This window comes from Streptomyces sp. NPDC050625, from assembly GCF_040654755.1.
Lineage (GTDB): Bacteria > Actinomycetota > Actinomycetes > Streptomycetales > Streptomycetaceae > Streptomyces.
On the sequence record NZ_JBFAIQ010000003.1, the window covers coordinates 337,368 to 351,398 of the forward strand.

A 14,031-nucleotide genomic window follows, 5' to 3' on the forward strand; every position below is an offset into this window, starting at 1 on the left:
CGACGTGCGACTTCGCTGTGCGGTGCTGGACGACTTCCAGGGTGTGGCCACCGGGTCGGCCGACTGGTCGGTGCTCGAAGAGGAAGTAGAGATCGTCGCGCTGCGCGAGCACATCGCCGATGAGGACGGCCTCGCGGTGGCGCTCGCCGACTTCGACATCGTGGTCACCCTGCGCGAGCGCGTGCCGTTCCCGGGCTCGCTCATCGCCCGGCTGCCCCGGCTGCGGCTGCTCGTCGCCTCCGGGATGCGCAACAGCGTGATCGACTATGCGGCCGCCGAGGCGCACGGCGTCACCGTGTGCGGCACCACGAGTTCCGCGACCCCGCCGGTCGAACTGACCTGGGCGCTGCTGCTCGGGCTCGCCCGCGGCATCGTCGAGGAGAGCAACTCGCTTCGCTCCGGCGGTCCTTGGCAGTCCACCGTCGGCGCCGACCTGCACGGCCGACGGCTCGGTCTGCTCGGGCTCGGCAAGATCGGCAGCAAGGTGGCACAGATCGGGCTCGCCTTCGGCATGCAGGTCAGTGCCTGGAGCCGGAACCTCACCAAGGAGCGCGCCGACGAGGTGGGCGTCGACCTGGCCCCCTCGCTGGACGACCTCCTGGCCACCAGCGACTTCGTCTCCGTCCATCTGGCCCTCGGCGACCGCACCCGCGGACTGCTCGGTCCGGCCGAACTCGCCCTGCTGAAGCCGACCGCCTACTTGGTCAACACCTCCCGCGCGGCGATCGTCGACCAGGACGCGCTGCTGGCCGTGCTCCACGGGGGCCGTATCGCCGGCGCCGCCGTCGACGTCTTCGACATCGAACCCCTCCCCGCCGACCACCCGATGCGCACCGCGCCCCGCCTCCTGGCCACTCCCCACCTCGGCTATGTCTCACGGGACAACTACGCCGCCTACTACGGCCAGGCGATCGAGAACATCCGCGCCTACCTGGCGGGTTCACCGGTACGGCGACTGCCCTGAGCCGGGATCAGCTCGTCCAGAAGTCCCACCAACGGGTGAGGACCAGCATGCCGACGATGCCGATGTGCAGCACCGGCAGCACCCAGGTGAACTCGGCGAGGAGGGCCTTCAACGCATCGGGGGCGGGCAGGAAGCCGTTGAGCACGTTGAAGGACGTCACGTACCAGAACATGATGATCGTCGCGATCCAGGCCAGACAGCACCACAGACACAGGGCGTTGATCCGGTACAGCGACTCGAACTGGAGCCACGACACGAACCCGATGCCGAACAGGCACCCGGCCTCGAAAGTCAGCCAGTACCAGCCGGGGAACACGGCCCCGGCCAGCAGGCTCATGCCGACGCAGATCACGATGCCGTAGGCCACCAGGCCCAGCATCGGGTTGGGGAAGCCGAAGACCGCGGCCTGAGCGCTCTTCATCACGCTGCCGCAGGACACCACCGGGTTCAGGCTGCACCCCGGCACGAAGGCCGGGTTCTCCAGCAGCTTGAACTTGTCGAGGGTGATGATCCAGGAGGCCAGCAGCCCGGCCGCCCCCGTGAGCACCAGCATCAGCGCGAAGGCGCGGCCGGTGCCCGCTGTCCGCCGCATCAGCCGCGCAGGCTGCGGGCCGGCAGGAGGACGTGCGCGGCGGCGTTCAGGGTCTCCTCGGCGCCGGCGAACGCGATCAGCGCCTCCGGGGCGACCGGCTCACCGGGACGGGCCCCGGGCCACGGGCGGGTGGTGAACACCAGGTGGGCGTGGCCGCGTCCGGCGACCGCCGCCAACCACTCCGGCGGCGCGGCGCACTGGGCCCTGAACTGCGGCGTGGTGAGCACGGCCTGACCGGCCTCGACGAGCAGGGTCATCGGCAGGCCCGGCTTGTCGGCGGCGTCGACCAGGTCCCCGTCGGCCCGCAGGCCGTTGAGCGCCAGCAGCCGCTCGATCGCCACCGCGGTAGCCGCCGGGCCGCCCTGCACGTCGCCGAGGGAGTAGACCAGCAGGTACGGCATGTCGGTTCCGTCGGAGCCCGGGCCGCTCCAGGGGAGTACGACGAGGGTGCCGACGTCGGCGACGCGGAAGGGGCGCGTTGCGCTTGAGGTTGAGGTCACCGCGCGACCATATCCACGGGCCGGCGGGCGGCCGGACGTGTCATCACCCGACCGGCGGATACCGCTGGGGGCCTCCACACGAACGAGGGACGCCTCTTGACGTCCCTCAACGTCCCTCAACGTCCCTCAACCTCCCTGGAACGCCCGACGCGCGGGTCAGCTCTGCAGCGGCAGACCGCCCAGCAGCGGGCTGTGCTGGTTGACGGCACCGGTCACACCCTTCAGCGCGTTGAGCACGGAGCCCTTGTTCTCGCTGTCGAGGGCGTCCGACTGATGCTGCAGCGGCATCACGTCGTTCAGCTCCAGAGGACCCTTGGTGAGGGTGTTCACGCCGCCGTTGAGGCTGGTGGGCGTGAGGTCGGCGGTGCTGTGGGCGAACGCGGGCGCCGCGGTGCCGGCGAGGGCCAGGGAACCGGCAACGACAGCGGCAGCCTTCAGGGACTTCATCGTGTTCCTTTCTCGGCGACTCATGTCACCTCGGGTGGGTCCGACGCCGTGTGCAACGAGTTCCGGCCGGGGCGGAAACCCCGTGCGCGGAAGACATACGAAATCTCCGCCGGAGTACGGCCGTCGGCGCCCCCGGTGCGGGCAGACGCAAGCCGGCCGCCCTCCCGCGGGGAAACCGCGGACGGACGGCCGGCCGAAGGGGTGTGCTGCGACGTCAGCCGTTGGTGCAGGCGTTGCCGAACGACGGGTTCAGCAGGGCGGCCACGTCAACGGTGTTGCCGCAGACGTTGACCGGCACGTGGACCGGAACCTGGATGACGTTGCCCGACAGCACGCCCGGCGAGTTGCTGGCGGTGCCTTGCGCGCCACTGTCGGCAGCGGCGATTCCGGCACCGCCGGCAACGGCAGCGGCAGCGGCGGTGGTCAGAACCAGGCCCTTCGCGATACGCGACATGGAGAGGTGCTCCTTGGGGTCGAGACAAACATCCGGACGGGGATGCCCGGCGTTGTGTCAACGCGTGGTTCTCCCGCGAGTTGTGCCCCCAAAGGGGTGATCCGAGAAGTGAGTCACCATCTTCACGAATCAGACACAGACGCCTGATTTATTTGAGATTAGTACGGATAGCGGCCGGAGTTGTGGGACACGCCCGCCACGCGAACCTGCGCTCCACCTGCGCATGACAAGCAACCACAAACACTGCTCAAACGCCGCACAAGCGCAGCACACACGCCGCGCGCACGGCGGCGGCCGTCACGGCCGGCACGCACGTGCGCGAGGGGTGCGGGCGCCGGAGCGCGCGCCGAAAAACACGGGTGCCGGGCGATGGCGGCCCGGCACCCGGAGAACTACCGACGGGACGTGGCTCGGCCACGCCGGTACAGGATCGTCCCGCCCATGACCAACGCCAGGCTGGCGGCGGAGGCCGCAAGCGTGGCCTCCGTACCGGTGCGCGCCAGCTGGGGCGGCGCTGCCTGGTCGTCACTGCCGGGGGTGGTGAGAGGCGTCGCCGCCGGCGTGGCGGTACGCGGCGGCGTGACGGTACGCGGCGGGGTCACCGGCGTCGTCGTACGCGGCGGCGTCACGGGCGGCGTGCCCGGGGGCGTCACCGGCGGGGTCACGGGAGGCGTGACCGGCGGCGTCGTCGTACCCGGCGGGGTGACCGGCGGCGTCGTCGTACCCGGCGGGGTCACCGGCGGCGTCGTCGTACCCGGCGGGGTCACCGGCGGCGTCGTCGTGCCCGGCGGGGTCACCGGCGGCGTCGTCGTGCCCGGCGGGGTCACCGGCGGCCTCGTCGTGCCCGGCGGGGTCACCGGCGTGTTGGTCCTGCCCGGCGGAGTGGCGGTGTTGGCACAGCCGTTTCCGAAGACGGGGTTGAGTACGCCGATCACGTTCGCGGAGTTGCCGCACACGTTCACCGGCACATCCACCGGCACCTGCGCGGTGTTGCCGGAGCCGACACCGGGCGAGTCCGTCGAGGTGCCGGACGCCGACGCGCCGGTGGTGGCACTGCCGGAGCCCGAGGTGTTCGCGCACGCGTTGCCGAACGCCGGGTTCAACAGGCTGGCGACATCAACGGAGTTGCCGCACGCGTTCACCGGCACATGCACCGGCGCCTGGACGGTGTTGCCGGACGCGACTCCGGGCGAGTTCGCCGTGGAGCCGGTGGCCGACGCACCGGTGGTGCCGGCACTCCCGGAGCCCGAGGTGTTCGCGCACGAGTTGCCGAACGCCGGGTTCAACGCGCCGACGACGTCAACGGAGTTGCCGCACGCGTTCACCGGCACGTGCACCGGTACCTGGACGGTGTTGCCGGACGCGACTCCGGGCGAGTCCTTGGCGGACCCGTTCGCACCCGTGTCGGCCAGCGCGACGCCGCCGCACAGGGACACGATGCTCGTCGCGGCGGCAGCCGCGACCATTCCCTTACTCAGGGTCTGTCGCAATCTCGTTGATCTTCCTGCTTGAAGAATTGGGAGACCGGCCTCGGAGCGAGTGAACCCAGGGATCGAGGGATCGAGGGATCAACGGTCCAAGGCCGGCCGTAACGCGGCCGGGTGGCCGGCGCGTTGCGCTACGTCGTCAGTGGTTGCTGCAGGCGTTGCCCGACGCCGGGTTGAGCAGACCGACGATGTTCAGCGAGTTGCCGCACACGTTGACCGGGATGTGCACGGGGACCTGGATGACGTTGCCGGACAGGACACCCGGGCTCCCGGTGGCCGCGCCGGAGGCGCCGGAGTCGGCGAACGCCGGGACGGCCGCACCGAGAGCCAAAACGATGCCGGCGGCGACGACAGTGGTCTTCTTCATGAACTTTCCCTTCTCTGCGGTCATGCCTATGACGGCCGAAACCGAGCGAGCACGACTTGTACGGCTCGCACCATGACCGACAGGCTGTAGAACGAGGGATAGACGGTCGAAGAAACTGCGGAACGCGCGGCACCCAGGAATTCACCCTAACGCCCTTACAGAATTGACAAAGCGTTAGTGAAACGCTCTTCCTGGGCGGCGGGAAATTCTCAGCTGTTGCCGGTGCCGTTGGCGGACAGCGCCGAGATGTCGTCCGCGATGTGCGACAGCGCCTCGTCGCCCTTGGCCTGCGTCGAGTTCTCGGCGCACTGCTGGTTCTGCGGCGTCGCCAGGACGTTGACGTCCTGGACGGCGACCGGGACGAGGCCGACGAGCGAGCCCGCGTTGGCCTTGGCCGGCAGGCCGACACAGAGCTTGTTCAGCGATCCCTGGACCGCCGAGAGCTGCGGGCTCATGGCGCCGCCGGTGGCCGAGTTGCCGAACGACTGAGTGGCGCCGACGCCGCTGGCGGAGGTGGTGCCCGTGTCGTTGCCGGTGGCAAGCGCCTCGGGAGCCGCTGCCGCCGACGCACCGACGACGGATGCGGCGACAGCCGCCGCGGCCATTGCCTTCTTGAGCATTTCGCTATTCCTTTCCTGTCCTGGCTCCTCGCCAAGACGCACGTTCCTGCGTCCACTTCAACCGGCAGCGCCGTGAATGGTTGCGGCCCGTCACCCGAACGGACCCGTTTGGCGCATTGAATTCGTTTGGGCCGACCGAGTGAATTGCAGCAACCATGCGCCCCGGTGCCAGTTGAAGCAGGGCGCTCCGGTGGACGGGGTTTCTCCAGAAGGGAACTGCAAGTGATCAAGAAGGTTCTGGCCTCCGCAGCGGTCGCCGCTTCCGTCGTGGGTGCCTCGGCCGCCGCCGCCTCACCCGCGCTCGCGACCGGCAACGACACGGGCACCACTTCCGCCAGCGGCGTCGGGGCCGCCCAGTCGTTCGGCAACTCGGCCACGTACGGCAACATGAGCCCCCAGATGGCGCTCATCCAGGGCTCCCTCAACAAGCCCTGTGTCGGTCTGCCCGCCAAGGCGAACGTCGGCTCGCTCGTCGGCCTCGTCCCGGTCGCGGTTCAGGACGTCAACGTCCTGTCGTCCCCGCAGAACCAGCAGTGTGTCGAGAACTCGACGCAGGCCAAGGGCGACGAGCCGCTGTCGCACATCCTGGACGACATCTCGGCACTGTCCGCCAACGGCACGGGCAACAGCTGATCGGACGCTTCCCGGACCCCCTTCCGGGTTGTCACCAGCGGGCCGCCGAGTTTTCGGCGGCCCGCTGACTTACGTTGCGTCACGCCCAGGGGACACGGGGGCGCCTTTTCCCATGATCGGACTGAGCTGGGCCGATCGGAGCAGCCCCCGCAACCTCGACCGCTCCGAACAGTTGACGATCATGCAGCTCCTCCCCGGAGTCCGCTTTTTCGAAGGGAACGAACATGAAGAAGCTGTGGGCAACCGCGGCTGTCGCCGCCTCCGTCGCCGGTCTCGCGGGCGCGGCCGCCCCGCAGGCGCTCGCCATCGGCAACGACAACGGCACCACGTCCGCCAGCGGCACCGACGCCACGTCGATGTTCGGCAACTCGGCCACCGCCGGCGACATGAGCCCGCAGCTGTCGCTGGTCCAGGGATCGCTGAACAAGCCCTGCGTCGGTCTGCCCGCCAAGGTGAACGCGGGTTCCCTGGTCGGCGCCATCCCGGTCGCCGTTCAGGACATCAACGTCCTTTCCTCCCCGCAGAACCAGCAGTGCGTCGAGAACTCGACCCAGGCCAAGGGCGACGAGCCGCTGTCGCACGTCCTGGACGACATCTCGGCCCTGTCCGGCAACGGCACCAGCAACGGCTGAGCCTGCCCTCCGCCTCGGCGGGTCACCGGTCCCTTCCGGTGGCCCGCCGTTCGCGTGTCACGGGCGGTAGATCGCCTCGATCTGCTCCGCGTACGCCGCCGTCACCGCGTGCCGCTTGACCTTGAGGGACGGTGTCAGCAACCCGTTGTCCTCGCTGAACTCCCCCTCGACCAGGGCGAAGGCGCGGATGGACTCGGCGCGCGAGACGGCCTCGTTGGCGTAGTCGACGGCCTTTTGCACCTCGGCGCGCAGCCGTGGGTCCCGGACCAGCTCGGACGGCGGGGTGTCCGCGGGCAGCTTCCGTACGGACAGCCAGTGGGCGACCGCCTCGGGGTCGAGGGTGATCAGCGCGGCGACGAAGGGACGGTTGTCGCCGACGACCAGGCACTGGCCGACCGGGGAGCGGCTGCGCAGCCGGTCCTCCAGGACGGCCGGGGAGACGTTCTTGCCGCCGGAGGTGACGAGGATGTCCTTCTTGCGGCCGGTGATGGTGAGGTAGCCGTCGTCGTCGAGGGAGCCGAGGTCGCCGGTGGCGAACCAGCCCTCGCGCAGCACCGCCTCGGTCGCGGCCGGGTCGTTCCAGTACGCCCCGAAGACCAGCCCGCCCTTGATCAGCACCTCGCCGTCCTCCGCGATACGGACGGCCGCTCCGGGTACCGGCTGGCCGACCGTGCCGGGGCGGGGCCCCAGCGGGGGCACGATGGTGGCGGCGGCGGTGGTCTCGGTGAGGCCGTAGCCCTCGTAGACGATGATTCCGGCCGCGGAGAAGAACAGGTTGAGGTTGCGGTCGAGCGGGGAGCCGCCGCTGATGGCGTACCGCAGGCGGCCGCCGAGTTCCTTGCGGATACGGCGGTAGACCAGCAGGTCGTACAGTGCCCAGGCGGCGTACAGGCCGGGGCCGGGGCCCTTGCCTGTGCCCAGGAACCTGCGCAGATACGCCTCCCCGAAGCGCACGGCGATCCGGTCGGCGCGGTCGAAGGACGCGCCCCGGCCGATCCGCTCGGCGGTCGCGCGCCCGGCGTCGTGGATCTTCTCGAAGAGATACGGCACCCCGACCAGGAAGGTGGGGCGGAACTCCCGCAGCGCCGGGCGGAGTTCGTCGGGCTTGACGCTGGGGAAGTGGCCGATCTCGATACGGGCCATCAGACAGGCGATCTGCAGGGTGCGGCCCATGATGTGGGCGAGCGGCAGGAAGAGCAGGGTGGAGGCGGTCTGTCCGGTGACCGCCTGGAAGACGGGGTGGAGCAGTTCGACCGTGTTCGCGGCCTCGGCGTGCAGATTGGCATGGGTGAGGACGCAGCCCTTGGGCTTTCCCGTGGTGCCGGAGGTGTAACAGACCGTGGCCACGGTGTCTGGGGTCAGGGAGCCGCGGCGCTTGGCGACCTCCTCCTCGGCGATGTCCCGGCCGAGGGTGGTGAGTTCGGCCAGGGCGTCCGCGTCGAGCCGCCAGACGCGCGGGGGTTCGGGATGGCCGGCGGTGCCGGTGGCGACGGTGGCCGCGTTCTCCGCCGTCTCGGCGACCACGTAACGGGCGCCGGAGTCGCGCACGATCCACTCCACCTGCTCGGCGGAGGAGGTCGCGTAGATGGGCACGGTCTGGCCGCCGGCCGCCCAGATCGCGAAGTCCAGGACGGTCCACTCGTAGCGGGTGCGGGACATGACGGCGACCCGGCCGCCCGGTTCGAGGCCCGCCGCGATCAGTCCCTTGGCCACGTCCGTGACGTCGCGGGCGAAGGCGGCCGCCGTGACCGGGCGCCACACGCCGCTCTCACGGCGGCGCAGCACCACGGCGCCCGGGGCCTCGGCCGCGTTGGTGAAGGGCAGGTCGGCGGTGGAGCCGGTCGTCGTGGCCGCGGCGAGCGCCGGGGTGCGGGCCTCGCGTACGACGCCGTGCTCGTCCCTGACGGTCTCGACCCGGATGCGCGCCGCAAGATCGGTGCGCCGCCGTGCCCGCTTCAAGTCCCTGCGTACGCCCATGACGGCTCCCGTCGCGGCTGTTGGCTGCCCTGCTGCCGAACGCACTTACCGGGTGGTCAACTTACTCATGCGTAAGCGTAGGTCAATGGGTCCGGCAGCACCGGGAAGCGCGCGCTAGTCCAGTCCGCGTCCGGCCTCCTCGATGGCCTGGGCCAGCTGCCGTACTGCCTCGTCCTCAGTGGTGCGGGCCAATTGCGCGGCGTGGCCGTGGAGTTCGCCGAGTCCTGGGTCGCCGGGCAGCGTGGTCCAGCGGTCGTCCCCCTCGCGGAGGGCGTCGGCGAAGTAGGCGGCCACCGCGGTGACCTGGAAGCGGGGGCTCGCGCTCCAGACGGAGTCCTGCAGCGCGCCGGTCTCCAGTTCGCCGGACTCCTCGTGCGGGTCGCGGGTGCCGGGGTCGAGCCAGCGGACGGTGGCCGTGGCGAGATGGCCGTCGGTGCCGGACTTGGTACGGACCGCGTACAGGGCGGTGACGGTGTGGCCGGGGCCGACCTCGCCGCCGTCGACGTGGTCGTTGCGGAAGTCGTCGTCGGCGACCCTGCGGTCGTCGTAGCCGACCAGGCGGAACTCGGCGACCGTGTGCGGGTCGAAGGCGACCTGGGCCTTGGCGTCGCGAGCGGTGAGCTCGATGTTCTGCGGGAGCTGCTCGCAGAACACCTTGCGGGCGTCCTCGGTGTCGGACACATACACCGTGTGCCCGTCGCCCTTGTCGGCGAGGCGCTCCATCAGGGCGTCGCCGTAGTCGCTGCCGACGCCGACGCCGAAGAGGGTGATGCCGTGCTCGCGCCGGGCGGTGGAGATGCGTTCGAGGATGGAGTCCGGGTCGGTGTCGCCGGTGTTGGCGAGCGCGTCGGATACGAGGACGACCCGGTTGGTGGCGCCCTCGCGCAGGCCCTCGACGGCGGTGGCGTACCCGGTCTCGACACCCGCGCCGAGGTCGGTGGAGGACAGCGCCTCCAGACCGTCGATCGCGTCGTGGATCTCGCCGCGGTGGCCGCCGAGCCGGGTCATCGGCAGCACGGTCTCGGCCTCCGAGCTGAAGCTGACGATCGCGACGGAGTCGTCGTCGCGCAGCCGGTCCGTCATCGTGTCGAGGGACTGCTTGGCGAGGTCCAGCCGTCCCGGTTCGCTCATGGAGCCGGAGACGTCGACGACGAACGTCAGGGCGGCGGGCGGACGTTCACCGTTCTGCCCGGCGGTGCGGGTGGCCAGGCCGACCCGGACCAGGGACCAGTTCGGCTTGTCGGTGCGGGCGCCGTCGACCGTGACGGAGAAGCCGTTGCCGTCCGGGCGCCGGTAGTCCTGGCGGAAGCTGTTGACGAACTCCTCGGGGCGGATGGTCGACGGGTCGGGGCGCTGCCCGTCGGCGAGCGTGCGGCGCGCATAGCCGTAGGAGGCGGTGTCCACGTCCAGGGCGAAGGTGGAGAGGTAGTCGGCCGAGGGGGTGTTCCACTCGTCGCCCTGTGCCTTCCGTGAGCCCTGGCTCTGCGCGGGGGCGGGCGCCGGGGCCGGAAGCCCGCCGTTCTTCGAACCGCCGTTGTTCGCCTCGCGGTGGGAACCGTCCGCGCTGCCGCCCGAGCAGCCGGTGAGCAGCAGGCCGCCCGCCGCCGCGAGGGCGATCAGCACACTCCGTGTCCGCCGTGTCCTGTGCCACTCCATCTCGTGTGCCCCCTGTGCCCGTTGACGTCGACATCTGTGACTGTGACGGCGCCACGGGCGGGAACGTGCGGTACGGAGCGTTGCGGATGCGTCTCGAAGCGGCCACGGAGCGGGCCCGCCGAGACCGGTGGGTGATCCTCCGGTGACCTAGGAGACCACGTCCTTGCGGGCGAAACCGCTGAAGGCCAGGGCGAAGAGCACGAGCGCGTACGTTATGGAAATCGCGGTGCCCTGGATCATGCCGGACCACTCGGGGTGCGGCTGTACGGCGTCGGCCCAGGCGAACTGCCAGTGCGCGGGCAGGAAGTCGCGCCAGTGGCCGAGGGCGGTGACGGCGTCCAGGACATTGCCGACGATGGTCAGACCGACCGCGCCGCCGACCGCGCCCAGCGGGGCGTCCGTCTTGGTCGACAGCCAGAACGCCAGGCCCGCGGTGACCAGTTGGGACACAAACACATACGCGACGACCACCACCAGGCGCTGGGCGGCGGTGCCCGAGTCGAGCGCGCCGCCGGTGGGGATCTCCAGTGGCCCCCAGCCGTAGGCCGCCGTGCCGACCGCGAGCGCCACCACCGGCAGCAGCACCATCGCGGCCAGGCTGAGCCCGAGCCCCACGACGAGCTTGGACCACAGCAGCCGGCCCCGGGGCACGGGCGCGGCGAGCAGATAGCGCAGGGAGGACCAGCCGGCCTCCGAGGCGACCGTGTCCCCGCAGAACAACGCCACCGGGATCACCAGCAGGAAGCCCGCCGAGACGAACAGGTTCACCGCGGCGAAGTTGGCGCCGGAGGCGGTGGCCGTGTCCATCAGCGTGACCTGGCCGTTGCGGCTGCCCGGGTCACCTCCGATCGCGAAGGCGATGACCAGCACGAACGGCAGTACGGCGAGGATCCCGCCCATGATCAGCGTGCGGCGCCGCTTGAGCTGGCGGACCAGCTCCACCCGCAGCGGCAGCGTGCGCCCGGCCCGGTAGCCGAAGGCCACCTCGACGGGCTCGGTGTGCTCGGTGCGCGTGCTCACGCGGAACCTCCGATCAGGGTGAGGAAGGCGTCCTCCAGGCGGCGGTGGGGGCCGACCGACTCGACGGGCACGTCGAGCCGTACGAGGTCGGCGACCAGCCGCTGTGCGCTTCCGCCGGGCTCCAGGCGCACGAGGAGGCCGTCCTCGGTGCGGACCGCGGAGGCGACGCCGGACAGCGCGCCCACCTTCTCGACGACGGGCTCCTCCACGGGTACGGCGGTGCCGACGAGCAGCGTGTCGCCGGAGCCGATGATCTCCCCCACCGGGCCGGCCTGGACGAGCCGGCCGCGGTCCATCACCACCAGGTGGGTGCAGGACTGCTCGACCTCGGCCAGGAGGTGGCTGGAGACGATCACCGTGCGTCCCGCGGCCGCGTAGCGGATCATCACCTCGCGCATCTCGCGGATCTGTGGCGGATCGAGACCGTTGGTGGGCTCGTCGAGGATGAGCAGATCGGGCAGGCCGAGCATGGCCTGGGCGATGGCGAGGCGCTGGCGCATGCCCTGCGAGTAGGTGCGCACCGCGCGGGCGAGCGCGTCACCGAGGCCCGCGATCTCCAGGGCCTCCTCCAGGTGCGCGTCCTCGGCCGGGCGGCCGGTCGCCTGCCAGTACAGCTCCAGGTTCTCGCGGCCCGAGAGGTGCGGCAGGAATCCCGCGCCCTCGACGAAGGCGCCCACCCGGGACAGCACCGGCGCGCCCGGTCGGATCGCGTGCCCGAAGACCCGTATCTCGCCGTCGTCCGGCTTGATGAGGCCCATCAGCATGCGCAGCGTCGTCGTCTTGCCCGCGCCGTTCGGCCCGAGCAGGCCCAGCACCTGGCCCTTCTCGACGCGGAAGGACAGCTCGCGCACCGCGTACCGGTCCGCGGACTTCGCGTACCGCTTGCTCAGGTCCGTTATCTGGAGCGGGACTTCGGCCAGAGCGGGGTCGGGCGCGGGGAGGGCCGTACGGCGCCGGCCGGTGACCAGCAGGGCGAGGGCGAACAGCGCGCCGGCCGGCGGCAGCCACCACACCCAGGAGGGCAGCGCGGCGGCCGCGGTGGTGACGGCCGGGGCGGTGGGCACGCTCAGGTCTCCCTTCAGGGAGACGGTGTAGGTGGCCGGGGCCGCCGGGGAGGCGTAGCCGAGGTCCGTGGAGGCGAACACCAGCCGCAGCCGGTGGCCCTTCTGCACCTCGTGGTCGATCGCCGGGAGCGTGACCGTGACGTCCTTGCCCGCCTTGGCACCCTCGACGCGCAGGGGCGCGACCAGCTGGGAGGGCAACACCTGCTGGGTGCCGCCGGGCCCGACGTCGTACACCTTTCCGAACAGGACGGCGTCGTCACCGGTCGACGTCACATGGACGGTGACCGTCGGCGAGCCGGTGATCCGCAGGTCGGTGGTGACGGGTGCGGAGTCGAACTTCGCGTACTGGCCGGGGAAGTCGAGGGAGATGCCGACGCCGAGGGCGGACAGCTGGGCGAGGCCGTCGCCGCTGCCGCCGCCGATGCCGGGCAGGGCGGAGACGGCGGGCGGGCTGGCTCCGGCCGGGTTGGTGAAGCGCTGCTCGCCGCCGCGCAGGGCGATGGCCCGCCGGTGGTTCTCCAGGCCGGGGTAGGTGTCGGCGCTCGCGCCGCGCAGTTGGGCGGCGCCGTCGGTTGAGTCGACGCCTCCGGTGCGGGTGATCCGGAAGGCGGGGCCGGTGTCGGCCTTCTTGTCGCCCTTGAGGTAGCGGTCGAACCAGGCCGTCACCCGTGCCTGCACCCGGCTTGACTCCATGTCACCGCCGTCGTGCCCGCCCGCGATCCAGTCGACGTCGACCGGGGCGCCGTTCGCGCGGATCGCCTTCGCGGCCGCGTCGGACTGGGCGAGGGTGAAGAGGGAGTCGGTCTGTCCCTGCACCAGGAGGGTGGGCACCTTGATGCGGTCGGCGACGGCGGACGGCGAGCGCTGCTCCAGCAGCTTGCGCGCGGCCTCGTCCGGCTTGCCCGACTCGGCGACCCGGTCGTACATCCGGCACAGCGCGGGCTCGAACCGGTCGCAGCCGCCGCCGGAGTTGAAGAAGATCCCGGCCCAGAGCTTCTTGAACACACCGTCCGGGAACAGGGCGTCCGCGAGGTTCCAGTAGGTGATCGCCGGGGCGATGGCGTCCACCCGGTCGTCGTGTCCGGCGGCGAGCAGGGAGATGGCTCCGCCGTACGAGCCGCCGGCCACGCCCACGCGCGGGTCGCCGCTCCTGTCGAGCTGCACCTGGGGCTGCTTCGCCAGCCAGTCGATGAGCCGGGAGACGTCGGCGACCTCGCCCGCGGGGTCGTTCAGCCCGATCTTCCCGGTCGACCTGCCGAAGCCGCGCGCGGACCAGGTCAGCACCGCGTACCCGTCCCGGGCGAGGTCCTCCGCCTCCTGCCGTACGTCGTCCTTGCTGCCGCCGAAGCCGTGCCCCAGCAGGACGGCCGGGCGGCGGCCGGCGGTGGCGGAGGTGAAGTACGAGGTGTCGATGCGCACCCCGTCGCCGGTCGTGACGACCCGGTCGGCCCGGCGCACCGGGGGCGGGTCGTCGGAGGCGACCGCCGTCCACGTACCGGCGCCGGCGAGCACGACGACGACGGCCGCGGCGGCCATCAGCCGCCGCGGCCCCCGAAGCAGCCCCCGGAATCCGGGCACTCGAAGATCCATGGCTCAACGGTACGGGCCGGCACCGACA

General features: G+C 71.3%; 14 protein-coding genes. 3 read left to right on the top strand and 11 right to left on the bottom strand.

Features of this window, described 5'->3' with window-relative positions; all coding sequences use genetic code 11:
* The first annotated feature begins 4 nt into the window (after positions 1-4).
* Complete coding sequence (locus tag AB0I54_RS09010) at positions 5-964, top strand: D-2-hydroxyacid dehydrogenase family protein (RefSeq protein WP_363295245.1); 960 nt, start codon at positions 5-7, stop codon at positions 962-964.
* Between the two features lie 7 nt (positions 965-971).
* Here the strand turns inward: AB0I54_RS09010 and AB0I54_RS09015 are convergent, their stop codons facing one another.
* From AB0I54_RS09015 to AB0I54_RS09045, 7 genes are all read right to left on the bottom strand, one after another.
* Positions 972-1,556: a vitamin K epoxide reductase family protein gene (locus AB0I54_RS09015; RefSeq protein ID WP_363295246.1), complete on the bottom strand. Its 585-nt coding sequence runs from the start codon at positions 1,554-1,556 to the stop codon at positions 972-974.
* Positions 1,556-2,056 carry a DUF5949 family protein gene (locus tag AB0I54_RS09020; RefSeq protein WP_363295247.1) on the bottom strand — a complete coding sequence of 167 codons (501 nt, stop codon included), beginning with the start codon at positions 2,054-2,056 and terminating at the stop codon, positions 1,556-1,558. Before AB0I54_RS09020 ends, AB0I54_RS09015 begins: the two co-directional genes overlap by 1 nt.
* 156 nt (positions 2,057-2,212) lie before the next feature.
* A complete protein-coding gene (locus tag AB0I54_RS09025) occupies positions 2,213-2,503 on the bottom strand; it encodes a hypothetical protein (RefSeq protein ID WP_363295248.1) in 291 nt (96 codons plus the stop codon).
* Between the two features lie 214 nt (positions 2,504-2,717).
* Positions 2,718-2,957, bottom strand: coding sequence for a chaplin (locus tag AB0I54_RS09030; RefSeq protein ID WP_363295249.1), 240 nt, complete (start codon positions 2,955-2,957; stop codon positions 2,718-2,720).
* Between the two features lie 392 nt (positions 2,958-3,349).
* Positions 3,350-4,423 carry a chaplin gene (locus AB0I54_RS09035; protein ID WP_363295250.1) on the bottom strand — a complete coding sequence of 358 codons (1,074 nt, stop codon included), beginning with the start codon at positions 4,421-4,423 and terminating at the stop codon, positions 3,350-3,352.
* Positions 4,424-4,583: 160 nt separating this feature from the next.
* On the bottom strand, positions 4,584-4,811 hold the full coding sequence (locus AB0I54_RS09040) for a chaplin (RefSeq protein ID WP_363295251.1): 228 nt from the start codon (positions 4,809-4,811) through the stop codon (positions 4,584-4,586).
* A 209-nt stretch (positions 4,812-5,020) separates the two neighbouring features.
* Positions 5,021-5,431 carry a rodlin gene (locus AB0I54_RS09045; protein ID WP_363295252.1) on the bottom strand — a complete coding sequence of 137 codons (411 nt, stop codon included), beginning with the start codon at positions 5,429-5,431 and terminating at the stop codon, positions 5,021-5,023.
* 222 nt (positions 5,432-5,653) lie between these two features.
* Here AB0I54_RS09045 and AB0I54_RS09050 point away from each other — a divergent pair, with 222 nt between their 5' ends.
* A complete protein-coding gene (locus AB0I54_RS09050) occupies positions 5,654-6,064 on the top strand; it encodes a rodlin (protein ID WP_363295253.1) in 411 nt (136 codons plus the stop codon).
* A 224-nt stretch (positions 6,065-6,288) separates the two neighbouring features.
* On the top strand, positions 6,289-6,696 hold the full coding sequence (locus AB0I54_RS09055; RefSeq protein WP_363295254.1) for a rodlin: 408 nt from the start codon (positions 6,289-6,291) through the stop codon (positions 6,694-6,696).
* Positions 6,697-6,753: 57 nt separating this feature from the next.
* On the opposite strand, the gene AB0I54_RS09060 is transcribed toward AB0I54_RS09055, so the two are convergent.
* The 4 genes from AB0I54_RS09060 to AB0I54_RS09075 form a co-directional block, all read right to left on the bottom strand.
* On the bottom strand, positions 6,754-8,673 hold the full coding sequence (locus tag AB0I54_RS09060) for an AMP-dependent synthetase/ligase (RefSeq protein ID WP_363295255.1): 1,920 nt from the start codon (positions 8,671-8,673) through the stop codon (positions 6,754-6,756).
* Positions 8,674-8,787: 114 nt separating this feature from the next.
* Positions 8,788-10,329 (bottom strand): von Willebrand factor type A domain-containing protein, encoded by a 1,542-nt coding sequence (locus AB0I54_RS09065; protein ID WP_363295256.1) that lies wholly within the window; start codon positions 10,327-10,329, stop codon positions 8,788-8,790.
* Between the two features lie 147 nt (positions 10,330-10,476).
* On the bottom strand, positions 10,477-11,349 hold the full coding sequence (locus AB0I54_RS09070) for an ABC transporter permease (RefSeq protein ID WP_363295257.1): 873 nt from the start codon (positions 11,347-11,349) through the stop codon (positions 10,477-10,479).
* Entirely contained in the window at positions 11,346-14,003 is a 2,658-nt protein-coding gene (locus tag AB0I54_RS09075; protein WP_363295258.1) for a CocE/NonD family hydrolase, read from the bottom strand. The genes AB0I54_RS09070 and AB0I54_RS09075 overlap by 4 nt, the downstream gene beginning before the upstream one ends.
* Positions 14,004-14,031 lie beyond the last annotated feature (28 nt).